Origin of the sequence: Enterobacter soli, assembly GCF_964208575.1 — a bacterium.
GTDB lineage: Bacteria > Pseudomonadota > Gammaproteobacteria > Enterobacterales > Enterobacteriaceae > Enterobacter > Enterobacter soli_A.
Map to the genome: position 1 here is coordinate 26,667 of NZ_CAXOFU010000017.1, position 25,630 is coordinate 52,296.

Sequence of the window (25,630 nt, forward strand, 5' to 3'; positions counted from 1 at the left end):
CGGTGGCGCTGCGCCTGCCGGGCCTACGGCGTTTGCAGGCCGGAACAGCGCAGCGCCATCCGGCAACTAGACGACGCTGCGCTTCGGCAGCAGCATCCACAGCCCCGCCAGCATCACAATGGCGTACAGGCTCTTACAGCCAACCATCGCCAGCAGCAGTAAACAGAGCACCCCGCCGATAACCGCCAGCGCTTTAAAGCGCCCTTTAAGCAGACGACACCCCGCCAGCATGCACAGCAGGTAGATCATGATGAAAATGCCGTTGGCGTACACAATCAGCGCGTCGAGATTGATCTCCAGCCAGTAGATGCACAGGGTGCTCACGACGCAGCAGCCCAGCACCGCGTTCAGCGCATTGAGCGGCAATTGACGTTTTGACAGGCGGGCGAGCGGGCTTTCAGGCTTGTACTGCGCCTGCGACCACACCAGGCGGGCAAAGCTCTGAATGTAGATATTGAGGCTCGCAAAGCAGGCGAGATAGCCAATCACGCAGGCCACCCACAGCGCTTTTACCCCGAACAGCTGCACCACGATCCCCGGCAGCGACGCGGCGGCGGCTTTATCTTCCCCGAAGGCGTTGAAGTGCAGCACCAGCACGGTACAGGCCCAGTACACGGAGCCCGCCAGCAGCAGGCCGATCATCAGCGCGCGGGGGAAATCGCGCTCCGGCTGCTTAAACTCGGACGCCAGGTGCGCGAAGGCCTCCAGGCCGACAAAGCACCAGAACATCACCGAAAGCGCGGCGAAAAGCTGCGAACGATCGACATCGGTAACGGCCGGGAAGGGAATTTCTGCCACGGTAATATTGCCTGCCCACCAGATGGCGACAATCAGCGCGACGATAAGCACCGCCACCAGGGTTTGCAGGTTGGCGCTGGAGCTGGCCCCGCGCGAGCCCACCCACCAGACAATCGCCAGCGTTCCCAGCTCGGCAAACAGCAGCTGTTCGTCATGCCAGCCAAACAGCGCCTGACCGAAGCCGGTGGCGATATGCAACGCGGCTGGCAGGCCAACGGGGATCACCGAGAGAAACAGCCAGCCGGTGACGCGCTCCAGACGCGGGCCAAAGGCCATGCCGACAAAGTGCGCCACGCCGCCCGCGCTCGGGAAGTGTCGCCCGAGAACCGCAAACACAATCGCCACCGGAAACACCAGCACAATCAGAACCGGCCACGCCCACAGGCTGTTGTCTCCGGCCACCAGCGCCGCCAGTGCGGGTACCGCAAAAACGCCCGTGCCGAGCAGCGACGTTGAAAGTAATCCAACCCCCTGTGCCAGCCCCAATTCCTGCCTGAGTCCACTCATTTACATCGTCCTGCCACCGTTCAAAGAGGGGCGATGGTAACACTTTCACAAATTTTTTTTCGACTACCCCTTGAAGGGGTAAAAACCTATCCCCATCTCTCAGGGCACTAGCCGGAAAACCGTGTACGGACCGGCGTCATCCATAACTGATAATGACTTTCTCAAAGGAGAGCTATCAATGAGTATTCGTCCGTTACATGATCGTGTGATCGTCAAACGTAAAGAAGTTGAAACCAAATCTGCTGGCGGCATCGTTCTGACCGGTTCTGCGGCAGCAAAATCAACGCGTGGCGAAATCATCGCTGTCGGTAAGGGCCGCATCCTGGAAAACGGAACTGTGCAGCCACTGGACGTTAAAGTTGGTGACATCGTCATTTTCAACGATGGCTACGGCGTGAAATCCGAGAAGATCGACAATGAAGAAGTGTTGATCATGTCCGAAAGCGACATCCTGGCAATTGTTGAAGCGTAATTACGCACGAAACTGTACGAATTTGAGGAAATAAGAACATGGCAGCTAAAGACGTAAAATTCGGTAACGACGCTCGTGTCAAAATGCTCCGCGGCGTAAACGTACTGGCAGACGCAGTTAAAGTAACCCTGGGCCCGAAAGGCCGTAACGTAGTGCTGGATAAATCCTTCGGCGCGCCAACCATCACGAAAGATGGTGTTTCTGTAGCACGTGAAATCGAACTGGAAGACAAATTCGAAAACATGGGCGCGCAGATGGTGAAAGAAGTTGCCTCTAAAGCGAACGACGCTGCAGGCGACGGTACCACCACCGCGACCGTACTGGCGCAGGCAATCATCACCGAAGGTCTGAAAGCCGTTGCTGCGGGCATGAACCCAATGGATCTGAAACGTGGTATCGACAAAGCTGTCGCTGCTGCCGTTGAAGAGCTGAAAACCCTGTCCGTACCGTGCTCTGACTCTAAAGCTATCGCTCAGGTTGGTACTATCTCCGCTAACTCCGACGAAACCGTAGGTAAACTGATCGCGGAAGCGATGGACAAAGTCGGTAAAGAAGGCGTGATCACCGTTGAAGACGGTACCGGTCTGGAAGACGAACTGGACGTGGTTGAAGGTATGCAGTTCGACCGCGGCTACCTGTCCCCATACTTCATCAACAAGCCAGAGACTGGCGCTGTTGAGCTGGAAAGCCCGTTCATCCTGCTGGCTGACAAGAAAATCTCCAACATCCGCGAAATGCTGCCAGTGCTGGAAGCCGTTGCGAAAGCAGGCAAACCGCTGGTTATCATCGCTGAAGACGTTGAAGGCGAAGCGCTGGCAACGCTGGTGGTTAACACCATGCGCGGCATCGTGAAAGTGGCTGCGGTTAAAGCACCTGGCTTCGGCGACCGTCGTAAAGCGATGCTGCAGGATATCGCTACCCTGACCGGCGGTACCGTTATCTCTGAAGAGATCGGTATGGAGCTGGAAAAAGCAACTCTGGAAGACCTGGGTCAGGCGAAACGCGTTGTGATCAACAAAGACACCACCACCATCATCGATGGCGTGGGTGAAGAATCCGCAATTCAGGGCCGCGTGGGTCAGATCCGTAAGCAGATCGAAGAAGCCACCTCTGATTACGACCGTGAAAAACTGCAGGAGCGCGTAGCGAAACTGGCAGGCGGCGTTGCGGTAATCAAAGTTGGTGCTGCTACCGAAGTTGAAATGAAAGAGAAAAAAGCACGCGTTGACGATGCCCTGCACGCGACCCGTGCTGCGGTTGAAGAAGGCGTTGTTGCAGGCGGTGGCGTTGCGCTGGTTCGCGTTGCGGCGAAACTGTCTGGCCTGACCGCGCAGAACGAAGATCAGAACGTGGGTATCAAAGTTGCGCTGCGCGCAATGGAAGCGCCTCTGCGTCAGATCGTTTCTAACGCCGGCGAAGAGCCATCTGTTGTTGCGAACAACGTGAAAGCGGGCGAAGGTAACTACGGTTACAACGCGGCAACTGAAGAATACGGCAACATGATCGACTTCGGTATCCTGGACCCAACGAAAGTTACCCGTTCTGCTCTGCAGTACGCGGCATCTGTAGCGGGTCTGATGATCACTACCGAATGCATGGTAACCGACCTGCCAAAAGGCGACGCGCCTGACTTAGGTGCTGCTGGCATGGGCGGCATGGGTGGAATGGGCGGCATGATGTAATTGCCCTGCGCCCTGGCGTGTTCAGGGCGTACCTCCCAGAATTGAAAAACCCCCGGGCAGAAATGTCTGGGGGTTTTTCTTTTGGTCATCTTTTAGGTATAAGGTTTACACACGGACAACTACTGTCCAGCTTATTGAAAACGAGGAATAACATGCGCGTAAAAGTCTGTGCAGGGATCGTAGGGGCAGCATTGCTGCTGGCGGGTTGTAGCTCCAGCAACGAGCTGACGGCAGCGGGCCAGGGTGTTCGCTTTGTGGAAGATAAGCCGGGCAGTGAATGCCAGCTGTTAGGCACCGCAACGGGTGAGCAGAGCAACTGGATGTCAGGCCAGCACGGTGAAGAGGGCGGCTCTATGCGCGGCGCGGCGAACGCACTGCGTAACCAGGCTGCGGCAATGGGCGGTAACGTGATTTATGGCGTGAGCAGCCCAACGCAGGGGATGCTGTCGAGCTTTGTTCCAACGGCCAGCCAGATGAACGGCCAGGTGTATAAGTGCCCGAACTGATGTGAGCGCGGGTTAACCCTCTCCCGAAGGAGAGGGGAACCCGGGACAACGGTGGGAGAGGATCACCGTTGCTTCTACGTCCTTGTAGGATCCCAAATCGGTTATGCGCTCAGGCTCGCCTGCGTCTCGAGGCAGAAATCGTGCAGCGTCTTAAGACAAAACTCTTTCGTTAATATCTGGCCCGGCTCGGTCGGAATTTTGCGCATAAAGGTCTGGCAGATCTTATTCTTTTGCTGCAGCGCCTGGAGCCCCGGCGTCAACACCGCAATCCGTTTCACCACGCTGTCCAGCTCCTCTGAGCCCGGCTGCGCGCTGCATTTCATCATCGTTCCGCCGAGGATTTTCTTGCCCTGCTCGGTATCGAAGCAATATAAGACCGCATAGTGATCGCTGAATAGCGCCTGTTTCCAGGCTTCATGAGCCACTTCGCGGTAGTTCAGGTTGTCCATCGAAGACATGTCCGCGAAATAGAGCAGAATAAAATCGAGCAGCGCGGCGATAATATTCATGCTCTCTTTATCTTCAATCACCTCAATGGCCCGGCGAATCGCCATGATGATAAATTCGACCTGCGCGTCTTCAATATCAATCATCACCACCTGCTCATTCTGCATGCTCATAATGAGAGAGAAGCCGTCCTCTTTCATTTTCGGCGCAAACGTCATCACCAGATTGCCCGCGTCCGGCTGCATCACTTCGGACTCAATCACCTGCGGGATATTCGCGACCAACGCCTCTGCCGCCGCCATCAGCTCTGCTTTGCACGCTTCGTCGTTATTCTCCAGACGCTGCGCGAGCTTTACCGTGCGGCTGCGCAGAATAATCAGGAAGTCCACCAGCGTGGTTAACTGCATATAGATAATGCGATCCTGACTGTGCTCGTCGCGAATTTTGAAGGTCATGACGTGCAGGCGATTGTCTTTTTTAATCGGTGCGGTGTTGATGCCTTTAATTGCCATAATCGTAGATTTCCCTTTCCTGTCAGTGGGCGTGGCGTTGAGTGCTGTATGCGGATAGATCGATAACACGGTCGGCGGACGCAATGGTCGACGGACGGTGCGCGACGATCACGCGGGTAATGCTCAGGTTTGAAATCGCCTGGTTAATGCATGATTCGTTATTTAAATCGAGATGGCTGGTGGCCTCGTCCATAAACAGAATGCTCGGCTTACGGTACAGGGCGCGGGCGATCAGCAGGCGCTGCTTCTGGCCACCGGAAATCCCCAGCCCCAGCTCGCCAATCAGCGTTTCATAGCCCATCGGCATTTTCATGATTTCATCGTGAATGTTGCTGTTGCGCGCGCAGGCTTCAATAAACGCCTGGTCGGCGTTGTCTTCAAACCCGCTGATGTTTTCCGCGATAGAGCCGGAGAACAGGCGATCTTCCTGCAGCACGCAGGCGGTGCTCAGGCGGTAGTTGTTGAGGCCGATTTTGTTGATGTCCAGATTGTTGGCCATCACGTCGCCGCTGGTCGGGGCCAGCAGGCCGCACATCACCTTCAGCAGCGTGGTTTTACCCACCCCGGAAGGGCCAACCAGCGCCAGCGATTCCCCCGGCGTGACGGTGAGATCCAGATTCGAGAAGATCGGCTGCGAGAACGGATCGTACTGATAGCTCAGGTTTTTCAGCTCCAGCTTTACCCCCGTGTTCTCTTCAAAAATGCGGCGAACCGGCATTTCCGCTTCGGGCTCGCTGAAGGCGATCTCTGACAGACGTTCGTTATGCAGCGAGAGCATCCGCACCTGCATCACAAGGTCGATCAGGCTCGACGCGCGCTGGGAGAACTGGCCGCGATAGGCGTTGAACGCCATGAACATCCCGAGCGTCATGTTGTTGTCGATAACCATCAGCGCCCCAAGCCACAGAATCACCACCTGATCGATAGACGAGATAAAGGTATTGATGCCGCTGAACATCATGTCGAAGCGGGTCTGCTTGATCCCGGCGTTGCAGGCGTCAATGTTGATGTTCAGCCAGTGCTTAGAGCGGCGCTCTTTCAGGTTCAGCGCTTTCACGGTGGCGATGCCGTAGAGCGATTCCATAAAGTGCGAGCTGGAGCGCGCGCCTTTGATCACCTGCTCCTCCGACACCCGGCGGTAGAAGCGGTAGGTGGCTAAACGCATGATGGCGTAGCAGGCGGTGAAGCCGACCACCACCCACACCAGCCAGCCGCCGTACAGGGTCAGCATGATCAGCAGCCCCACCGTCATGATCGAGTCAATCACCCCCGACACAATGCTGTTGGTGAAGGTCGAGCGGATGGTGTCCAGCGAGGAGAAGCGCGACTGAATATCTCCCAGGTGACGCTTTTCAAAAAACGACAGCGGCAGGCTGGTGAGGTGATCGAAGAGCGTGGTTTTCCACTGGATGTTGGTGAGCGTGTTGAGCGTCAGCGACGTCCACGCCCGCAGCATGCTGATGAAGGTGCGGAACAGGGTAAACGACACCAGGCCGATACAGATAACCGAGAGCAGGCTCTGGTCGTGGGCCATAATCACGTGGTCGGTGACCAGCTGCGTACCAATCGGCAACAGCAGTCCGATGGCCTCGATAACCACCGAGAAGGCGAATATCTTGATGAGGGTGCCTTTCAGCCCAACGATATTGCGCATTAAATCGAGCAGGCGCAGCCGCGACTTGGCTTTTTCCTGCCTGAAGCTTTGGTCTGGCCACAGCTCCAGCGCCACGCCGGTGAAGAAGTTCGACATCTCCTGCATGCCGATCACGCGTTTGCCGAGCGCCGGATCGTGAACGATAAAGCTCGATTTCTTCACTTTGGTCAGGACCACGTAGTGGTTCATGCCCCAGTGCAGCACGCAGGGCAGCTTGAGCTGCTTGATCTCATCCAGATCCAGCGACAGCGCGCGGTTCTGTAAACCGGCGCGCTGGGCGGTATGGCTGAGCGAGAGCAGGGACGCGCCCTGCGAAGGGCTGCCAAAGCGCTGGCGGAAGTTGAACAGGTCGATCGCCAGGCCGTAAAAACCGGCGATCATCGCCAGGCAGGCAATACCGCACTCATTGGCTTCAGACTGCAAAATAACCGGCGTGGTTTTCCGTAATGAAAAATTCAGTTTTTCCGTGATGGAGTTAAAGAGGGTTTTATTCATGGATTGGGCCACTCACGCTCTGGGTAATTTTATACACCGGAGTGAACATCCACATATAAAGCGGGCGCTCTTCCAGAAAAACAATCGCCTGGGCTTTTAATCCATTAGAAAGTTCAAGGGTTTTTCCGTTGTAGTGAAAGGTTTTATGTTTGATTTTCACGATGGCTTTATACAGCGCCAGCTCCTGCTGGCTGGGGCCAGAGGCAACGTTGGTGTATTCCGCCATTTCCTGACGCGATGCCGGAACCGAGGAAATAGACACCACTTCCCCGGGGAATTGACCAAACTTATCCGACGGGAAGGCGTCGTAGCGAATGTTGACAATATCGCCCGCCTTTACGTAGGGAATGCTGTTATTGGGCAGCCAGAGGATCAGGTAATATTCAATATTCCCGGTGGGTTTTATTTGCGCAAGGCTGCTGCCCTTATCGACCATTTGCCCGACGGTCACGGCAACAGATTCAATTTTGCCCGCCGCCGTCGCTTTTATCACCGCGTTGCCGTTGGCGTTAGATTCCACTTCCTGATTTTTATAATCGTTGATCTGATTTTTCTGGCTGGAAATCTGGTTATCGAAATCGGCCGCTTTAATCACCCGGTCGCTTTTGAGCTGCGTGAGCTGGGAATCGAGCTGCATTTTTTGGCTGACCAGAGACTGATAGGTGCTTTGCTGCTGGAAATAGAGCGAGTGCTGATAGTTGTACTGATCTTTGGTAATAAGCCCCTGCTTCAGATACGAGTCGTAGCTGGCCAGGTTGCTTTTCATTTTCTTTAAGCCCGCATCGGCGTTCGCCAGCATGGCGTTGGTTTCGCGCAGCGAGCTTTCATACTGCTTGACCTGCGTATCCAGAGCCTCCAGCGTTTCGGCTTTGTTTTTATGGATTTTCTCGATGATCTCTTCGGCGTTGGAAATTTTGGCGCTAATCACCGCGTTGAGCGCGTCGGTCACGTTACCGCTTACGGTATTACGTGAAACATCCAGTTCATATAACGGCGTGCCTTTGCTGACAATATCGCCCGTTTCGACATGCTTTTTGACCACAAAGCCCTGTTGAGGCGCAAAAACGTTAATTGAGTGGGGCAGCGTAATCACTTCTCCCCGCATATCGATACGCTGCGTATAGCTGCAAAAGGTCAGTGATGAGACCAAAATAAGCATAAAAACAAAGGCGAGCAGGCTAATGAGCCAGGCGGGCATCCCGGCCAGGAGTAATGCTTTTCCCTTCCAGTGGTTCTTTTTATATTCAATCGCTTCCCTGCGATAAAGACTGTTTCTCATGTATTTTCACTTGTTGGTGGATGGCAAAAACAATAAGAAAACCTGCAGGTAAAAACCTGCATGTTTTCTGCATAATTTTCAGTTGTCGGGCTTAGATCTTATAGCCGCCGCCAGTCCCGTTGATGACGCTGTCAATCAAGGTTTGCATGGTGGTGTTCGCCCAATCAGCGCCATTGTAAGCGCCGGCGATAGCCCCCCAGATGCCGCCTTCGATGGCGCCCCAGATGGACCCTACCGCCATGGTGATCACGCCGAAACCAAGCAGGCCGCCGCCTTTGCTTGCACCGGAAGTCACGCCCTGCAGGCCGCCGATAGAGGAGAAGGAGACTGCGCCCAGAATGCCGCCCATCAGAGCGTCAGCGACTTCGCTCATGAAGCCGCCAAAACCAGAGAAGTTACCCGCCAGGATGTCCTGAATCCCGGCGCCGGTGACATCGTTCATTTCAACTAATGTAAGTTCTTTCATTATATACTTTCCTTATATATAAGATAATTTTCAAACAGAGAGGTGATCTGAAAATTATATAATAATCAGTGATGATTTTAATGCGTGAATATTAACAGACAGGATGGGCTTCTGTATAAAATTCGTCGCTGAGTATAATGGCAAACGTCACGGATATTAATGATGAACAAAATATTTCATATCTAAAATGAAAAATTATTTACCTGCATGATGTATTAATGAAATACGTCGTTGAATTTCATATTATGTCCGGCCAGGGCGGGAAGCGCGCTTTAGAATGGAGGACATCTTAACACGCTGAAAGTCATAATGTTATAGCGGAGAACTGCCGTTCTGGCAGGCGGTGGGGTACAGCGCCTGAAAGCGGCGTTTTTAACGTAAAAAAGACAATGTGAACTCGCATCAAATGAGAGTTCACATTGGGAGGAATACGCATGAGAAGATATTTTGCGCGGTATTTATAAATTTGCGTGATGATGGTGTTTGTTTATATTTGCTCAGGTTTTGATTTGGCGCGATTATTCCTCCTGAAGTATCACTTCAAAAATTGCCTGCACCTGTCCGGGCTCGAGGGGTGAGGCCGTTTTATAATAATCAGCCGTCAGGGAGATCACCTCGTTGCTTTTGATTTTAGAGAATCCGTAAGCGCTGTAGTCGTAAAACCTGATGGCGGTGCCATCCTTTTTGATGATAACGCCGACATTCTTCGCCCCGCCGGCAGCAGAGCTGATGTTATTCAGCAGAACGCCGTTGCTGGTGGTGGAGTTCGCGGTGATGGGGTTAAACCAGTAGATATACTTTGTCCCCACCGAGTCGGCCGGGCAGCTGATATCCAGATTGATATCTTGCTTACTGTCCGTCGTTGCGCCAGCGGCTTTATTACGCAGCACTTTCGCTTCTATCTTCGGTAGGGTTACCGTCCCGCCGCCTCGAGGCGTAACGTTGCAGGAGGTCTTTTTGTAGGTGAACGGGCCAAACGCCAGGTTAATCTGCAATAGCAGGTATTCACTGCGCTGGATCTGATTTGCCGGCCCGGCTTTAAACGACACGGTGGCGTTATTGCCGGTTTCGCTGGGATCGATCTTGTCACGGGTCTTCACCAGCCAGACGGTAATTTGCTCGACGCTGCCGCTGCTTAGCCCCTGGGCAGACACGGTCTGGAAGACGGCCGGAACGGGACGCAGGTTTGTCCCGCTGATGGCGTCGGATATCTGAAAACCGATGCCCGGGATCCCGGTTTCGTACACAATTCCGCCCTGCACGCCCCTCACGCCCGGCGCTTCCGTCAGGCCGGCAGAGGCGAGGACGGCGTACACGTCGCCTGCCGAGCAGTTGGCGAACCTTTTCATGTTCGCGACGTTGCCGCCGACTTTTTTCACGGCGAGCACGCTGCCGACCGGCAGGCTGTCGTCGGAGAGCAGCTTGACGCCTTTGAAGTTGAAGTTAATCTTTTGTTCCGAGCCGGTGTAGCTGCAGGCCAACGAGGCTGTGTGTTGAAAGAGAAAGAGTAGCGCGATGAGGAAAAGACGCTTTTTCATAATGTTGCTCGCTTCTTATTGACGGCAAATGACGGTCGCCTGAACAACCCCTTCATTTGTGGCCGGAAGGTTATAGTCAGCTTTGCAGGACTGGCCGGAATCAGGGCCCCATTTGGCAAGGATCTCGCCCGCCTCTTTCAGGCCTGACAGATACACCATGCCGTTATCCCCGACGATACTGGCCTGGGTTCCTTTGCCTGCCAGCGGCGTGGCCGTGGCGCCAAACGGCACGTAGCGCCCGTTGGGTTGCTTAAGGATCAGGAATGCCCGATGGCCGATATTGCCCTCGAAGTCGGCGCGCACGATCGCCCCGCGCGTCGGCACCACTTTTTGGGTGGCGTTCGGCAGCTCCATATTTCCTGCAAGGGTGGTACTGTCCAGCGTGATACTGGTGCGCCGGTAGGGGCTCAGGTACGGAACGATGGCATAACCGCGATAATCCGTTTTGATGGTCGGGTCGGTTTCAAGACGCACGCCACTCAGCCCCGGCGCCTTGATCAGCGCTGCCGTATCAGACATCTCCTGGCCCAGGGTCAGGCCGTTCGCGTGCAGCAGTATGCCGCCGCTGGCGCCGTAGTTAATCTGCTTGCTGTGCTGGTTGTAGTTGTAGCTGCCGTTGACCGTGCCCTGAGAGCCGCGGTAAGTGCCGTACACGCCGCCGCTGGTGCTCTCCCGGTTGCTGTAACCTTCCTGCACGCTCCAGTCCAGATTGTTGTTCTCCATCGCCACGCCGGAGAGGGAGACATACTGATCCGTTGAGCCCGGATTGCTGTTGGTCATCTGGTAAGAGACATACGCGTTCGGCAGCCACTCGCCGATTGGCACCGAGACGGTTAACGAGAAGAGATGATCGTCCTCTTTCTCGCGGGTGTAGTTGCTGTCCTGCCAGGTGTAACGGCTGTAGCTGTAGCCAAGATAGAAGTTCACCCGGTTCCAGCCGCCGTTGTAGCCAAGGCTGAGGGAGCTGTTTCGGCGCTTGCTGTCCCAGTAGTCTTCTAAAAGTCCGGTAACGGAAATGCTGCCCAGACCTTGCCCCAAACTCTGGTTAACCGTCAGGTTGGTTCTGTTTCTCACCAGCCGATAGGTGCTGATGCCCTCGCTGTTGCTGTAGGTGTTAAGTACCTCAGAGAGCGTGCGGTAGCCTTCGGTAGAGTAGCGATAGCCCGCAATGGTGACGTTGGTGCCGGTATCAAGAATGTTCTTGCCGTAACGCACGCGCCAGGACTGCCCGGTGGTTTTGTCTTCATCCTTTAGCGTCGACCAGGCCTGGGTAACGTCCGCCGATACCGCCCCCAGGTAACCGAGGTTATGCCCCACGCCGAAGGCCAGAGCCTGATAGTTCGCGGCGGCCTGCATACCGGTATAGAGCGTGGTGTTACTAAACGCGCCGTAGGTCACCGTTGCCTGGGTAAAGGGCGTTTCATCGATATCGCCATCGTAGGGGCGGTATTTACCGGAGGTGATTTCATACTCCACCTGGCCTTCGCGCAGCATGAGCGGCAGGGAGGCGAAGGGCACGATGAAGTTTTGCTGCGAGCCGTCGGCCTCCTCCACGGTAACGTACAGATCGCCGTTACCGCCCGTGGCATACATGTCCTTAATTTCAAAGGCACCGGGCGCAACAAAGGCCTGGTAAATCTGATAGCCGTTCTGTTTGACCACCACGCGGGCGTTGGTCTTCGCGATGCCGCGCACGATAGGCGCATAGCCGCGCAGGCTTTCGGGCAGCATATCGATATCGCTGGCGAGCTGAACGCCGGTAAAAGGGACGCTATCAAAAATGCTCGAAAGCGAGGAGCTTTCGCCGACAACCAGCGTACTTTTCAGCGGAATAATATTGCGCTGGGCGTACAGATAGACCGATTCCCAGCTGCCGCTATTCCCGGCCTCTTTGTTCCAGCTGCCGAGATTACGCAGGCGCCACGGGCCAAGGTTCAGGCCAGACTGGAGGTTAAGGCCGTAGCTCTCGTTTTCTGATTCAAAATCTTTGCTGGCGTTAAACTGGTAGTTCGCCAGCAGGGTATTAATGCCGTCGTCGAAATCAGATTCTGGAATAAACCCCTGGGCAACGCTGGTGAGCGCCGCCTGGGGAATAGAGACAAACAGCTGCTGGGTGTTGAAGTTAAATTCCGCGGCAAAGTCAGGAATGATTTCGGTGTTGGCGCAGCCGTCGGCGTTCTCTTTCAGATAGGGAAAGGCGTTAAGGCGCAGCCCATAGCTGGCCAGCCTGTCCAGGCTTAAGCAGGGCGCCAGGACCGTATTATTCTCTTCACCCGGGATAGCGCTTTTCGCTTCAACGAAGCGGATCGTGGCAGTTTCCTGATAGTCGTTATTTAATAATACTTCGACACGATAATCGCCGGGTGACTGCGCATCTTTGCTGGAGTAAATGGATAAATCAGGAACGGAAGAGGGATCGCTTTGCCCAACGGACTTCATAAATGCCGGGTCAAAAAAATCACGCGCAAGCGCACCGCTATTTAAACCGAGTAAGAGCGCGGGCGCGAGTGCGACACACTGCGAATATCGTTTAAGAAATAAATGATTCCATTTTTTGTTAAATGCAGCCATGTTTTTTACCAGGATAGCCAGTGGTTGTCATTGTTAAATGGATGAGGTATGTAGTGAGCCACTGCCCCCAACTTCTGTTGCAACCTTCCAGGAAATCTCACGGCCATTGATATTCGCAGGTAATTCAAAGCGCTTTGTTGAATAGGCTTCTATTGTGGAAATGGTTTCTTTCAGCTCTTTCCCACCGATCTGGACCGACTTGAAATAGAGAAAAAACGGCGTCGGGTTTTTCAACGTCACCGCACTGCCGGATTTATTCCATTCCAGCTTTTGTGCTTCTTTATCCAGCGACAGGCTTTGGATGGCGGCGGGGCGATATACCAGGCGCATTCTGTGGCGCACGGCGAGCTGCAGCTTGTTCTCACTTTCAATGTCATTATTCGTAGGGGGAATCGACATCACGTTAAAGTAATAGACGCTGTCCCGGTCTTTTGGCGCGTGAACAATGTCAGCATTCGGGAAAATACGCACGGTATTACGCTGCCTGGCCTCAAGGCGGAAAAGCGGGGGCGTGACCATGAAATAAGAGGTTTTGCTGCCCTCGGCGGGCTCAACCCAGGATTTCATTAAAAAAGGCGCGTCGTCTTTATTTTCCATCTGCGCGCTAATTTCGCGCGAGCCTTCTTTTAACAAATAGCGCGTGGATTCGATAACCACGCCGCCGTGCGCTACGCCGCTCACGGCTAACGTAATAACCGCCACCAGCTTTGATAATGACATTCGCATAATTCAATCCCTGAAAGTAAAACAGAGCCTGCATTGAGCAGGCTCTTTCGTGCATTAGTAAGTGATAGTAAAGGTGGCAACACCTTTAACGTCACCCGCTTCTACACCGGCAGCGGTTTTCACGTAGGCTGCTTTATATTTCAGCGTGGCTGGCGTGCCCGCAGTATAAGCAACGGTCTGAGCAGTAGAGCCGTCGAATTTAACGCGGGAAGAATCGTTGCTGTTCATCAGCGCCAGAGCGGCGTTTTTAGCCGGAGAAGCCGCCTGGTTGGTCAGAATATCTGGGGAGCCGGAAATATAGTCACCCGCTACGCTAACGTTCAGATTACCGTCGTAATCTTTACCGTCTTTCTTACAGTCTTCTACTTTGTAGGTCACGTCTTTGGCAGAGGCCAGAGATGGGCTGTTAACTGCCAGCGCTTCCAGGGCAGAAACTTTAATATCATCCAGCACAACGGTACCGCCAGTGATGGCACCAGATGGCGTGACGTTACAGGTGTTATCGGTGTCAGTTACGGTACCGTGAATAACCAGCTGAGCGGTATTCGCTGCAAAAGCCTGTGAGCTCAGAACAACGGTAGCGGTAATGATTGCGGCGAGAATATTTTTTTTCATTTACTTGATCCATTTGACTAAAATTAATTAGCGGTTCCTGTAGCATGACGATGCGATCGCATTTAATCTCACGAAGGCTTTGCCAGCTTTACCTGTTTTCTTTACTTCGCTTTCTCGGCTGACGTAATTACCACTGCGGTTGTCGCATATAAATAAATACATTGGCGCGTCGGGGCGAAGTGGAATATAAGGTAAAGCGTTTTAATTCCGATGGCTTGTGAATAATGTTGAATCTTTTTTCTGAAGTTTGATTAGGTGGAAAGGTAAAATGCCTGAAATATTTAATTTAGCATTTCATGCATTAAAATTTAATATGGTTTGATTGAAAGTATTTGTTGTGATTATGAGTTAAGCTTTAAAACCACTGGAATTTGCTAAAAACCCGCCGCTTTCAGCGGGTGATTGGATGGGATAAGCTACATGTTCTTGGTTTCTTTGGTTTTTATCTATTCTGGGTTTATTGGGTAATATGAGTGCAAATTGTTATAACTTTTATGCCCGCATGTGTGGCTATGTCACGGTTCTGTTAGGTTTGCAGACGTGATATTAGCGGCTAGCGATATTTAATTATCCGTTTAACATATGATTGGATGAAAGCCTCGCATATTATATTTAAAGCTTTTAAAACCTTTATTATATCTTGGATATTATGGTAGGATGCCCGGGTCATGTGAGATAAATACTGTGAATAGGTGATTTCACTTTCGTTTGTTTCTAATGCCAACTTAAAGTAGTCCGGGATGGGCGGTTATCTATTGACTAAATTCAACCTACAAGGAAGGCTCTCGAACCATGTCAATGAATTTATTTATGATCAATGGCGAAATAATTTTTGATGTGAATTCTTGTGAATTAAGGCCACTGGATGATCACGGGGAGATTATAACGCTTAATTCACCGACCGCACGATGTTTACAGCTGTTGCTGGAAAAAAGAGGGGAAGTTGTTTCCAGAGATAATTTCCTTGAAGAGGTCTGGCAGGCCAGAGGCATTGTTGTTTCGCAAAATACGTTCTACCAAAATATTTCCCTTTTACGTAAGTCACTTAAAAAATCTGGTCTGAGCTCTGACATCGTGGTGACGGTGCGTAGTAAAGGTTTCATTTTGTCGTCAGGAACGCGCGTTGAAATTTTAGATGATAGTAATGTTCGCCACTCTGCCCCTGCATCCCACGTCGTTTCTAAGATTCAACATCCTGCATTACCTGAATTCTCTCGCTCACTCGTGCAAACCCGGAAAAAGGACTCGTCGCTGGGAATGCCCCGAGTTGAGCTAAAAATACCGAAGTGGTTCATTTCGCTTTTCATATTCTTCACGTTGGTCGAACTCTTTTCGCTTATTGGGAGTTACTTAAGAAAATAGATAAAAACTCCTCCTGATGTGAAATCTCTCTTTTATCGTGGCGTCTGAACGCGGTGTTAACTTGTCTGGCAATCGGCCAGACAAGTTTTATTCACCCTGCTTCAGCTTCAAATCCAGCGGCGTTTTGCTTGGCTCACCGCCAATCTCGCGCGCCAGCTTCGGCACCATATAGCCGGAGACCAGCGTCAAAAGCTCGCGCACAATCGCCCGGGCCTGATCGTCCGATACCATGAAATGCGCGGCGCCCTGCACTTTATCCAGAACGTGCAGGTAGTAAGGCATCACGCCGGCGTCAAACAGCGCGTTGCTGAGGTTGGCGAGAACCTGCGCATTGTCGTTAACGCCGCGCAGTAACACGCTCTGGTTCAACAGCGTAACGCCCGCCCTGCGCAGCTTGCTCATTGCCTGACGAAACGCATCGTCAATCTCGTTGGCATGATTGATATGGTTTACCAGCAGAATTTGCAGCGACGCGCGTTCGAAGCGGGCAACCAGGGCGTCGGTAATGCGCGCCGGGATGACGATCGGTAAACGGCTGTGAATGCGCAGGCGTTTGATGTGCGGGATGGCCTCAAGCTGGTCGATCAGCCAGTCGAGCTCGCGATCTTTCGCCATCAGTGGATCGCCGCCGGAAAAGATAATCTCATCCAGCTCGGGGTGCGCCGCAATGTAGTCCAGCGCCGCCTGCCAGTTACGCTTATTGCCCTGATTATCGGCATACGGGAAGTGGCGGCGGAAGCAGTAGCGACAATTTACCGCACAGCCGCCTTTCACCAGCAGCAGCGCGCGGTTCATGTATTTGTGCAGCAGACCCGGCACCACGCTGTTCTGTTCTTCCAGCGGATCGGTGCTGAAACCCGGCGCGGTAACAAACTCATCCTGTAGGGTAAGCGTCTGTTTTAGCAGCGGATCGTCAGGATTACCTTTCTCCATGCGGGCGACAAACGCGCGGGGAACGCGCAGGGGGAAGAGGCGTTTCGCCTCACGGCCAGCGAGTAAATTTTCGTGCTTATCCAGGTCTAAAAGATGCAGCAATTCATCAGGACTGGTGATTACATCGGCAAGTTGCGATAACCAATCTTCTCTGGACGGGGTATTTAGGGTTACAATATGCGCCATTTTGTGGCTTAGCTACCAGTTAACAATTTTCAGAGGGCCTTATGGCGACTTACTATAGCAACGATTTTCGTGCTGGTCTTAAAATCATGATGGACGGCGAACCGTACGCGGTTGAAGCCAGCGAATTCGTTAAACCAGGCAAAGGCCAGGCATTCGCGCGCGTTAAGCTGCGCCGCCTGCTGACCGGTACTCGCGTAGAGAAAACCTTCAAATCAACCGACTCTGCAGAAGGCGCAGACGTAGTTGATATGAACCTGACCTACCTGTACAACGACGGTGAATTCTATCACTTCATGAACAACTCTACTTTCGAACAGCTGTCAGCTGATGAGAAAGCAGTAGGTGATAGCGCTAAATGGCTGCTGGATCAGGCAGAGTGCATCGTGACCCTGTGGAACGGCCAGCCTATCGCTGTGACGCCACCAAACTTCGTTGAACTGGAAATCGTTGAAACCGATCCAGGTCTGAAAGGTGACACCGCGGGTACTGGCGGCAAGCCGGCTAAGCTGTCTACCGGTGCAGTGGTTAAAGTGCCACTGTTCGTTCAGACTGGCGAAGTGATCAAAGTTGATACCCGCTCCGGCGAATACGTATCACGCGTGAAGTAATTCATGTGAATGATTTGAGGCGCAGCGCCCGCTGCGCCTGATTGACTCAGGCAGGGATGATGAAACGTACCGTTAAAATTCTGCTTCTGTTTGTGCTCGCCAGCACCTTCCTTTCCGGCTGTAACACCGCGCGCGGCGTAGGTGAAGACATCAAAGATCTGGGTCACGTGATTTCTCACGCTGCCAGCTGACTGCTTCCAATTCTCCTAAAAATGCTTCCTTTTCCGTCAAACGTCGGGATCTTGTCTATCCTTAAGTTGCTATACACAAAATAACTTTGGCTATAAAAGGAAGATATTATGGTTAAGAAAACAATTGCAGCGATCTTTTCTGTCCTGGTGCTTTCTTCAGTACTGACCGCATGTAATACCACCCGCGGCGTAGGGGAAGATATCTCCGACGGTGGTAACGCCATTTCCGGTGCTGCGACAAAAGCTCAGAACTAACGAAGCAAAGACGGTACGTTATCGTACCGTCAATTTTCTGCACCCTGTAGAGAGAGAAACGGCGAGAAGCGCGTATCCATGTGAAGCTTCATGCGGATATTTCGCTTATAGGTATAAACCGTTTTCCCGTTGATGCTCAAATAGCTGGCGATTTTCTGGTTGCTGGCGCCATCCATCCACATATTCAGCACTTTCTCTTCCTGGCGGGTTAAGAGCGGCGCGGCGATTTGCGGTATTTCGACGCTGGCGCAGGCGGCAAGGGCATCGTTAATGACGGTTGCCAGCTGTTCAAGCCCGGTATTTTTCAGCAGCGATGACCATATCGGGTACGGTGCCAGATGCTCTTTCATCTCTGGCGCGTCGTCCGACTGCAGCAGGATAAAGGGCTGTGTGGCGCAGGCCTTCATCAGCGCGTTGATTTGCTGGAAGGGGTGCGTGTCCTGCCTGAAGCCGTGCAGGTCAGCGATGACCAGCGTGGGCTTCCACTGCAGGATATGCTCTCTGGCGAGGAAAAGGTTATTGAGTCCGGTTACGACGTAGTGACCCGGAAACAGGCCTGAATGATTGAGCCATGCTTCAAACCCTGCGCGGGTGAAGTGACAACGGTCAATCAATAAAATTTTGAACATGTTTTATTCGCAGTCGGCTGGTGGTTTGGCTTCCTGCCATCAGAAAGCACACCATCATAGAGAAGTCGGATGAGTGCTAAAAGCGTGAACTCCGCGCCATACTGAGGCTATTTCTCGCCTTAACTTCAGCCATACAAAGGTATTGAAAAAAAATCATCCGTTAACCAAAATATGACGCCTAATCTCTGCCTTACGGGACGACCCGTAAGCGCCTCTTTCACCGGGGACGGCCCCAACTTTCAGTTAAGTTAAGGAGCCTGATATGTCCTGGATTATTCTTGTTATCGCCGGTTTGCTCGAAGTGGTATGGGCCATTGGCCTGAAATACACCCACGGTTTTACCCGCCTGATGCCCAGCCTGATTACGGTTACGGCGATGGTGGTCAGCATTGCGCTGCTGTCGTGGGCCATGCGGACGCTGCCCGTTGGCACGGCCTATGCGGTCTGGACGGGGATCGGCGCCGTTGGCGCGGCGATTACGGGGATTTTACTGCTGGGTGAATCCGCGAGCCTGGCGCGTATCGCCAGCCTCGCGTTGATTGTGGCCGGAATTATCGGCTTAAAGCTCAGCGCCCATTAACGGGGCTGGTTAACCCAGATTAGCTTCGCTACATCAAACCCCTGCCGGGTCGCGACGTTCAGCATCTGCTGTTTCATTTCATCGGATATCGTTGGCGTGCGCGAGAGTATCCACAGGTAGTCGCGATCCGGCCCGCAGACCAGCGCGTGCCGGTACTCTCTGTCGAGGGCAATCACATTATAGCCGCCGTAGAAGGGGCCGATAAATGAGACTTTCAGCGCGGCGCGGGTCGGGCTGCCGGTAAAGTAGGCTTTGCCGATCGACTGCTGCCACATTTCGCGATCGGGGTTATAGCCCCGGTTGACGACCTGGATCCCCCCGTCATCCATCGCGCTGTAATTCGCGGTGACTTTCTCTAATCCCCGTTCGAACCGATGGTCCATACGGGCGATTTCATACCATGTTCCAAGGAAGCGTTGAACATCAAAGTTGCTGACGACGGTGACGCCGGGAGGCGGGGTAGGAGAACTGCAGGCAACCACTAAAAACGCGGCTGTTACTGCGGCAATAACAGGCAAAATGCGCATAGGTGTTTCCTTACTGGTTTTTTGTTAAGTGTAGATGACAGCAGGAAAAATGCGGGTTTTGTGCGGGAGGTTTTGCCGGGCGGCGCTGCGCCCGGCAGCGTCTTATTGCAGCGTTTCCAGAATACGGTAGGCCGCCTCGACCCGCGCCGTGTTCGGGTAGCTCTTATTCGCCAGCATCACGATCCCGAGGTTCTTTTCCGGGATAAAGGCCACGTAGCCGCCGAAACCGCCGGTAGAGCCGGTTTTATGCACCCAGGATGCCTTCATTGACGGCGCAGGCGGTACCACTTCCGCTGCAGGCAACGGCGCCAGCGCGACCTTGTTGTCGCTGCCGTCCACGACGGTTTTAGCGTCAACCGGCCAGTTCAGCATCTCCCAGCCCAGCCCCTGATACATCGAGCCCACGTGCCAGTAGCGGGACTGCGCCAGCGCAATGCCTTTCTTCAGCGAGGCGTCCTTAACGCTGTCCGGCTGCATGTTTGCCATCACCCAGCCTGCCATATCGCCGATGTTGGTTTTCACGCCGTAGGCTTCGGCGTCCAGCATTCCCGGCGATACGTGAACCGCCTTCCCGTCGCGATAGCCCCAGGCGTAGTGCTGCTCTTCTGACTTCGGCACGTTAATCCAGGTATGGGAGAGTTGCAGCGGCTTAAATACGCGCTGGGTCATCGCCTGTTCGAAGCTCAGCCCGGAAGGCTTCACCGCCAGCATGCCAAACAGGCCGATGCTGGCGTTGGCATAAAGGCGGGTGGTGCCGGGCTTCCACTGCGGCTGCCAGGTCTGGTAGAAGTTCAGCAGCGAGGCGCTGTCGGTTACCGCATCCGGCACCTGCAACGGCAGCCCGCCTGCGGTATAGGTCGCCAGATCCAGCAGGCGGATGCCCTGCCACTGCTTGCCCGTCAGCTCGGGCCAGTATTTGGTCGCCGGATCGTTCAGTGAAATCTCACCGCGCGCTATCGCATCGCCGCCCAACACCCCGGTGAAGGTTTTGCTGATGGAGCCGAGCTCGAACAGCGTCTGCTGAGTGACGGGCTTATCGGCTGCGATATCGGCCTTACCGAAGGTAAAGAAGTGGGGTTTACCCTGATAAATGACCGCCACTGCCATACCGGGGATAGCCTGCTGCTTCATCAGCGGGGTAACGGTGCGTTCCACGACGTCAGCCAGCTGTTTGTCCGACATCGTTCCGGCCAAAGCAGAGCAGGAGGCGGTGAGCAGCAGCAGGCTGCAAAGGGATTTTTTCATGAGTCATCTTCCGTAATTGCGGGGCAAGGGATGTCCGGCCCATCAGAAGAGGAGAGTGTGTTGGATAACGCGGAAAAATAAAAGGCCCACCGAACGGCGGGCCTGAATACTCAAATGGTGACGACCGCTATCAGCGTCACCACGGTCAGGATGGTCGCCAGACCGTAGAACACCCATTTGCCGCTCGGCACGTGGATTTTCAGGTCGTGCATGGCGTGGTGAATACGGTGCAGGCCACACCACAGCGGCAGGACGATCATCAGGAAGATGAACACGCGGCCGATAAAGCTGCTCGCGAAGGCCAGAACGCGCTCATAGCTCAGGGCATCGCCCGGGAACAGCCCCAGCGGCAGCATAATGCCCACCAGCAGGATGATGACCGGCGCGATAATGGCGCTCCACATACCGCCTGCGCCAAACAGACCCCAGAAGACCGGCTCGTCGGAACGTTTAGGATTTGGATTGATCACGGTAGTCTCCTTACCAGAACAGCGCGACAAACAGGATGACAACAGTGACGAGCGCCGTCACTGCCCAAAGCCCTTTGATAACCGGCTCTGGCCCCATTTTCTCGCCTTTTACGATGATGTTCGCCGCTTTTGGCGCCAGTTCAAACCAGGTTTTGGTATGAAGCAGAGCCGCTGCCAGCACGATGAGGTTCAGGATCACCACGATCGGGTTTTGCAGGAAGCCCACAAAACTCATCCAGGTTTCCGGACCGTGCTTCAGGGCGAACACGCCGTACATCAGTTCAATGCTGAACCAGACCGCAGGAACAGCGGTGCCTTCACGCAGCATATAGAAGCGATAAAACGGCAGATTTTTCCACCAGGTGGACGGCACTGGCCGCACGTAGGCTTTGCGTTTAGTCGTCATCATGCACTCCTTAGCGTGGTTTCAGGGTAGCGATAAGAAAGTCTTTCGAGCTTTCCACTTTCCCCTGCTGAATAGCGGCGGCCGGATCGACATGCTTCGGACACACTTCGGAGCAGTAACCCACAAACGTACAGCTCCATACGCCGTTCTGGCTGTTGAGCTGCGCCATACGTTCCTTTTTGCCGTGGTCGCGGCTGTCTTCGTTATAGCGGTGCGCGAGCGTAATCGCGGCCGGGCCAATGAACTCCGGGTTCAGGCCAAACTGCGGGCAGGCGGCATAGCACAGGCCGCAGTTGATGCAGCCGGAGAACTGGTGGTACTTCGCCATCTGTGCCGGGGTCTGGGTGTTTGGCCCCTGATCCGGCGTGCGCGGATTGCCGATGATGTACGGCTTAATGGCTTCCAGGCTCTCGATAAAGTGGGTCATATCGACCACCAAATCGCGCTCGATCGGGAAGTTACCCAGAGCTTCAACCTTGATGCCTTTGGTGTAATCGCGCAGGAAGGTTTTACAGGCCAGCTTCGGCACCTTGTTCACCATCATGCCGCAGGAGCCGCAAATCGCCATGCGGCAGGACCAGCGGTAGCTCAGGTCCGGCGCCAGGTTATCTTTAATGTAGCCGAGCGCATCCAGTAGAGAGGTTTGCTCGTCGTAAGGGACTTCATAGAAAGCGCTGTGCGGTGCGGTGTCCACTTCCGGGTTGTAGCGCACCACTTCAACTTTCAGTTTTTGCATCTCAGCCATTCGCCTTCTCCTTCTTCTCGGCGGCTTCTGCTTCTGCACCGTATACACGTTTAGCTGGCGGCAGGGTGGTGATCTTCACGTCGCTGTAGTCCAGACGCGTGGTGCCATCCGCATCGCGCCAGGCGAGGGTGTGTTTCAGGAAATTGACGTCATCACGTTCGGTGCAACCTTCATCCAGACGCTGGTGCGCGCCGCGTGACTCTTTACGCGCCAGCGCGGAGTGCGCCATACATTCCGCCACGTTCAGGCCGTGGCCCAATTCGATGGTATAGAGCAGGTCGGTATTGAAGACGCTGGAGGTGTCGGTGATGCGAACGCGCTTGAAGCGCTCCTGCAGTTCCGCCAGCTTGTCGACGGTTTTTTGCATCAGCTCAGGGGTACGGTAGATACCGCAGCCCTCTTCCATCGACAGGCCCATTTCATCGCGAATTTTCGACCAGTTCTCGGTGCCTTCCTGGTTCACCAGGTCTTTGAGGCGTTTTTCAACGTCAGCCACCTGGGCATCCAGCGCGGCGCCGTTGGCTTCGCCTGCCGTTGACGCACGCTCCATGGCGCGCTCGCCCGCCATGCGGCCAAACACCACCAGCTCTGCCAGCGAGTTAGAGCCAAGACGGTTAGCGCCGTGCAGGCCAACGGAAGAACATTCGCCGACGGCGAACAGCCCTTTAATGCGGGTTTCACACTGCTGATCGGTTTCGATACCGCCCATGGTGTAGTGCGCGGTTGGACGCACCGGGATCGGCTCTTTGACCGGATCGACGCCAACGTAGGCTTTCGCCAGTTCGCAGATGAACGGCAGACGTTCCAGCAGCTTCTTCTCGCCCAGATGACGCAGGTCGAGATAGACCACATCGCCGCGCGGGGTCGAAATGGTGTTGCCCTTGCGCCACTCGTGCCAGAACGCCTGGGACACTTTGTCGCGCGGGCCGAGTTCCATATATTTGTTCTTCGGCTCGCCGAGCGGGGTTTCCGGGCCCATGCCGTAATCCTGCAAGTAGCGATAGCCGTTTTTGTTGACCAGGATACCGCCTTCACCGCGGCAGCCTTCCGTCATCAGAATGCCGGAGCCCGGCAGACCGGTCGGGTGATACTGCACGAACTCCATATCGCGCAGCGGAACGCCGTGGCTGAGCGCCATGCCCATACCGTCGCCGGTCACGATGCCGCCGTTAGTGTTATAGCGATAAACACGGCCCGCACCGCCCGTTGCCATCACCACCGCTTTCGCGCGGATCTGCACCAGCGTGCCTTCCATCATGTTCATCGCCACCAGGCCACGGGCTTCGCCGTCATCCACCAGGATGTCGAGAACGAAATGTTCGTCAAAGCGCTGAATTTGTGGGAACTGGAGAGAGGTCTGGAAGAGGGTATGCAGCATGTGGAAGCCGGTTTTGTCGGCGGCGAACCAGGTTCGTTCGATTTTCATTCCGCCGAAGCGTCGAACGTTCACGCTGCCGTCCGGACGGCGGCTCCACGGGCATCCCCACTGTTCGAGCTGGGTCATTTCCGTCGGGCAATGATGCACGAAGTAGTCGACCACATCCTGTTCGCACAGCCAGTCGCCTCCTGCAACCGTGTCGTGGAAATGGTATTCGAAGCTGTCATGATCCTGCGCAACGGCGGCGGATCCTCCCTCTGCGGCAACCGTGTGGCTGCGCATCGGATAGACTTTTGAAATCAGAGCGATTTTAGCGTTTGGATTAGCTTGTGCTGCGGCAATCGCAGCGCGTAATCCAGCTCCGCCAGCGCCTATTACGGCAAGATCGGCTTGAAAAGTTTGCACGACATTCCTCCAGATTTTTGTTATTTCGCAATGCGATGACCTAAAGGTAGTTCACCTGCCCGGATGGGCTATCGCGAAAGCGTATCCACTGCTCCTTTATGGGTAAAACAGTATAACCGCGTGTAAATCAGGGAAATTTGACGTGTTCGATTTTTTTGCTGTTCTGTTCGGCGGTTTTATCACTGTGATTGATGAATTGCGTCACGAAATTATAACAGTGAATGAAAACGACCCATTTGCTGCGCAAAATTTGTCTCTGCCCCGGCTAACGAGTAGACTTCGTGCCCTTGTTTGAAATCGGAGAAAAACCCATGAGCGAAACGGCCACCTGGCAGCCGAGCGCGTCCATCCCTAATTTGTTAAAACGCGCGGCCATCATGACGGAAATTCGCCGTTTCTTTGCCGATCGCGGAGTCCTTGAGGTGGAAACGCCGTGCATGAGCCAGGCAACGGTAACCGATATTCATCTGGTCCCGTTCGAAACCCGTTTTGTTGGCCCAGGCCACTCTCAGGGCATGAATTTGTATCTGATGACCAGCCCGGAATACCACATGAAGCGCCTGCTGGCCGCAGGATGTGGCCCGGTCTATCAGCTGTGCCGCAGCTTCCGCAATGAAGAGATGGGGCGTCATCACAACCCTGAATTCACCATGCTGGAGTGGTATCGCCCGCACTACGATATGTACCGCCTGATGAACGAGGTGGACGATCTGCTGCAGCAGGTGCTGGACTGCGCCGAAGCCGAGACGCTCTCCTACCAGCAGGCATTCCAGCGCTATCTGGAAATTGACCCGCTGTCCGCCGACAAAGCGCAGCTGCGCGAAGTGGCGGCAAAGCTGGGTCTCAGCAACGTCGCCGATACCGAAGAAGATCGCGACACGCTGCTGCAGCTGCTGTTCACCTTTGGCGTTGAGCCGCAAATTGGCAAAGATCGCCCGGCGTTTGTCTATCATTTCCCGGCGAGCCAGGCTTCTCTGGCGCTGATCAGCACCGAAGATCACCGCGTGGCGGAGCGTTTTGAGGTGTATTACAAGGGCATCGAGCTGGCGAACGGCTTCCACGAGCTGACCGACGCGCGCGAACAGCAGCAGCGCTTCGAGCAGGACAACCGCAAGCGTGCCGCCCGCGGCCTGCCGCAGCAGCCGATTGATACCAACCTGCTGGAAGCGTTAAAAGCCGGTCTGCCGGATTGCTCCGGCGTGGCGCTGGGCGTGGATCGTCTGGTCATGCTGGCGCTGGGCGCAGAACAGCTGGGCGACGTGATAGCGTTTACGGTCGATCGCGCCTGATTTAGCGAATACAACTATTTTATATCCATACCCTTTATAGATTGCATGCAATTTATAAAGGGTATGGAAAACGACTTATCTCATTATTTTTTTGTTGCGATCGTCACATTTTAAATGTGTAGCAATGATATTTTGCAAACTTTAATTAGGATG

General features: G+C 54.1%; 26 protein-coding genes. 9 read left to right on the forward strand and 17 right to left on the reverse strand.

Features of this window, described 5'->3' with window-relative positions:
* Positions 1-66: 66 nt before the first annotated feature.
* Positions 67-1,305, reverse strand: coding sequence for an L-methionine/branched-chain amino acid transporter (gene yjeH, locus AB6V08_RS16785; RefSeq protein ID WP_368543964.1), 1,239 nt, complete (start codon positions 1,303-1,305; stop codon positions 67-69).
* 178 nt (positions 1,306-1,483) lie between these two features.
* On the opposite strand from yjeH, the gene AB6V08_RS16790 reads away from it, so the two are divergent.
* From AB6V08_RS16790 to AB6V08_RS16800, 3 genes are all read left to right on the forward strand, one after another.
* Positions 1,484-1,777, forward strand: a complete 294-nt coding sequence (locus AB6V08_RS16790; protein ID WP_003855929.1) for a co-chaperone GroES — start codon at positions 1,484-1,486, stop codon at positions 1,775-1,777.
* Positions 1,778-1,815: 38 nt separating this feature from the next.
* Positions 1,816-3,459 carry a chaperonin GroEL gene (gene groL / locus AB6V08_RS16795; RefSeq protein WP_368543965.1) on the forward strand — a complete coding sequence of 548 codons (1,644 nt, stop codon included), beginning with the start codon at positions 1,816-1,818 and terminating at the stop codon, positions 3,457-3,459.
* Positions 3,460-3,611: 152 nt separating this feature from the next.
* Positions 3,612-3,965, forward strand: coding sequence for a DUF4156 domain-containing protein (locus AB6V08_RS16800; RefSeq protein WP_368543967.1), 354 nt, complete (start codon positions 3,612-3,614; stop codon positions 3,963-3,965).
* 101 nt (positions 3,966-4,066) lie between these two features.
* Here the strand turns inward: AB6V08_RS16800 and yjeJ are convergent, their stop codons facing one another.
* The 8 genes from yjeJ to AB6V08_RS16840 form a co-directional block, all read right to left on the reverse strand.
* Positions 4,067-4,924 carry a YjeJ family protein gene (gene yjeJ / locus AB6V08_RS16805; protein ID WP_368543968.1) on the reverse strand — a complete coding sequence of 286 codons (858 nt, stop codon included), beginning with the start codon at positions 4,922-4,924 and terminating at the stop codon, positions 4,067-4,069.
* A gap of 22 nt (positions 4,925-4,946) precedes the next feature.
* Positions 4,947-7,073, reverse strand: a complete 2,127-nt coding sequence (locus AB6V08_RS16810) for a peptidase domain-containing ABC transporter (RefSeq protein WP_368543969.1) — start codon at positions 7,071-7,073, stop codon at positions 4,947-4,949.
* Positions 7,066-8,352 carry an HlyD family secretion protein gene (locus AB6V08_RS16815; protein ID WP_368543970.1) on the reverse strand — a complete coding sequence of 429 codons (1,287 nt, stop codon included), beginning with the start codon at positions 8,350-8,352 and terminating at the stop codon, positions 7,066-7,068. The genes AB6V08_RS16810 and AB6V08_RS16815 overlap by 8 nt, the downstream gene beginning before the upstream one ends.
* 91 nt (positions 8,353-8,443) lie before the next feature.
* Positions 8,444-8,818 carry a hypothetical protein gene (locus tag AB6V08_RS16820; protein ID WP_368543971.1) on the reverse strand — a complete coding sequence of 125 codons (375 nt, stop codon included), beginning with the start codon at positions 8,816-8,818 and terminating at the stop codon, positions 8,444-8,446.
* A gap of 518 nt (positions 8,819-9,336) precedes the next feature.
* Entirely contained in the window at positions 9,337-10,356 is a 1,020-nt protein-coding gene (locus tag AB6V08_RS16825; protein ID WP_368543972.1) for a fimbrial protein, read from the reverse strand.
* Positions 10,357-10,371: 15 nt separating this feature from the next.
* Complete coding sequence (locus AB6V08_RS16830; protein WP_368543973.1) at positions 10,372-12,927, reverse strand: fimbria/pilus outer membrane usher protein; 2,556 nt, start codon at positions 12,925-12,927, stop codon at positions 10,372-10,374.
* A 33-nt stretch (positions 12,928-12,960) separates the two neighbouring features.
* A complete protein-coding gene (locus tag AB6V08_RS16835; RefSeq protein WP_368543974.1) occupies positions 12,961-13,653 on the reverse strand; it encodes a molecular chaperone in 693 nt (230 codons plus the stop codon).
* Between the two features lie 54 nt (positions 13,654-13,707).
* Positions 13,708-14,268: a fimbrial protein gene (locus AB6V08_RS16840; RefSeq protein ID WP_368543975.1), complete on the reverse strand. Its 561-nt coding sequence runs from the start codon at positions 14,266-14,268 to the stop codon at positions 13,708-13,710.
* A gap of 792 nt (positions 14,269-15,060) precedes the next feature.
* Here AB6V08_RS16840 and AB6V08_RS16845 point away from each other — a divergent pair.
* A complete protein-coding gene (locus tag AB6V08_RS16845) occupies positions 15,061-15,630 on the forward strand; it encodes a transcriptional regulator (protein WP_368543976.1) in 570 nt (189 codons plus the stop codon).
* A gap of 87 nt (positions 15,631-15,717) precedes the next feature.
* Here the strand turns inward: AB6V08_RS16845 and epmB are convergent, their stop codons facing one another.
* On the reverse strand, positions 15,718-16,749 hold the full coding sequence (gene epmB, locus AB6V08_RS16850) for an EF-P beta-lysylation protein EpmB (protein WP_368543977.1): 1,032 nt from the start codon (positions 16,747-16,749) through the stop codon (positions 15,718-15,720).
* 41 nt (positions 16,750-16,790) lie between these two features.
* Between epmB and efp the strand changes: the two genes are divergently transcribed.
* From efp to ecnB, 3 genes are all read left to right on the forward strand, one after another.
* The gene (gene efp, locus AB6V08_RS16855) at positions 16,791-17,357 is read left to right on the forward strand and encodes an elongation factor P (RefSeq protein WP_010427766.1); all 567 of its coding nucleotides are present in this window, start codon (positions 16,791-16,793) and stop codon (positions 17,355-17,357) included.
* A gap of 59 nt (positions 17,358-17,416) precedes the next feature.
* Positions 17,417-17,548: an entericidin EcnA/B family protein gene (locus AB6V08_RS16860; protein WP_368543978.1), complete on the forward strand. Its 132-nt coding sequence runs from the start codon at positions 17,417-17,419 to the stop codon at positions 17,546-17,548.
* A 108-nt stretch (positions 17,549-17,656) separates the two neighbouring features.
* Positions 17,657-17,803 carry a lipoprotein toxin entericidin B gene (ecnB, locus tag AB6V08_RS16865; protein ID WP_003855942.1) on the forward strand — a complete coding sequence of 49 codons (147 nt, stop codon included), beginning with the start codon at positions 17,657-17,659 and terminating at the stop codon, positions 17,801-17,803.
* Between the two features lie 29 nt (positions 17,804-17,832).
* Here ecnB and AB6V08_RS16870 read toward each other — a convergent pair whose 3' ends face one another.
* Positions 17,833-18,432, reverse strand: coding sequence for a helix-turn-helix transcriptional regulator (locus tag AB6V08_RS16870; RefSeq protein ID WP_368543979.1), 600 nt, complete (start codon positions 18,430-18,432; stop codon positions 17,833-17,835).
* Positions 18,433-18,694: 262 nt separating this feature from the next.
* Here AB6V08_RS16870 and sugE point away from each other — a divergent pair, with 262 nt between their 5' ends.
* Positions 18,695-19,012 carry a quaternary ammonium compound efflux SMR transporter SugE gene (gene sugE / locus AB6V08_RS16875; RefSeq protein WP_014068595.1) on the forward strand — a complete coding sequence of 106 codons (318 nt, stop codon included), beginning with the start codon at positions 18,695-18,697 and terminating at the stop codon, positions 19,010-19,012.
* Here sugE and AB6V08_RS16880 read toward each other — a convergent pair.
* The 6 genes from AB6V08_RS16880 to frdA form a co-directional block, all read right to left on the reverse strand.
* Positions 19,009-19,539, reverse strand: a complete 531-nt coding sequence (locus tag AB6V08_RS16880) for a lipocalin family protein (protein WP_368543980.1) — start codon at positions 19,537-19,539, stop codon at positions 19,009-19,011. The genes sugE and AB6V08_RS16880 overlap by 4 nt on opposite strands.
* A gap of 102 nt (positions 19,540-19,641) precedes the next feature.
* The gene (gene ampC / locus AB6V08_RS16885; protein ID WP_368543981.1) at positions 19,642-20,784 is read right to left on the reverse strand and encodes a CMY2/MIR/ACT/EC family class C beta-lactamase; all 1,143 of its coding nucleotides are present in this window, start codon (positions 20,782-20,784) and stop codon (positions 19,642-19,644) included.
* 110 nt (positions 20,785-20,894) lie between these two features.
* The gene (frdD, locus tag AB6V08_RS16890) at positions 20,895-21,254 is read right to left on the reverse strand and encodes a fumarate reductase subunit FrdD (protein ID WP_000609653.1); all 360 of its coding nucleotides are present in this window, start codon (positions 21,252-21,254) and stop codon (positions 20,895-20,897) included.
* Positions 21,255-21,264: 10 nt separating this feature from the next.
* Positions 21,265-21,660, reverse strand: a complete 396-nt coding sequence (gene frdC / locus AB6V08_RS16895; RefSeq protein WP_234673157.1) for a fumarate reductase subunit FrdC — start codon at positions 21,658-21,660, stop codon at positions 21,265-21,267.
* 10 nt (positions 21,661-21,670) lie between these two features.
* Positions 21,671-22,405, reverse strand: coding sequence for a fumarate reductase iron-sulfur protein (gene frdB / locus AB6V08_RS16900; protein WP_028016426.1), 735 nt, complete (start codon positions 22,403-22,405; stop codon positions 21,671-21,673).
* Positions 22,398-24,188: a fumarate reductase (quinol) flavoprotein subunit gene (gene frdA, locus AB6V08_RS16905; protein WP_368543982.1), complete on the reverse strand. Its 1,791-nt coding sequence runs from the start codon at positions 24,186-24,188 to the stop codon at positions 22,398-22,400. The genes frdB and frdA overlap by 8 nt, the downstream gene beginning before the upstream one ends.
* A gap of 311 nt (positions 24,189-24,499) precedes the next feature.
* Between frdA and epmA the strand changes: the two genes are divergently transcribed.
* Entirely contained in the window at positions 24,500-25,477 is a 978-nt protein-coding gene (gene epmA, locus AB6V08_RS16910) for an elongation factor P--(R)-beta-lysine ligase (RefSeq protein ID WP_368543983.1), read from the forward strand.
* The last annotated feature ends 153 nt before the right edge of the window (positions 25,478-25,630 follow it).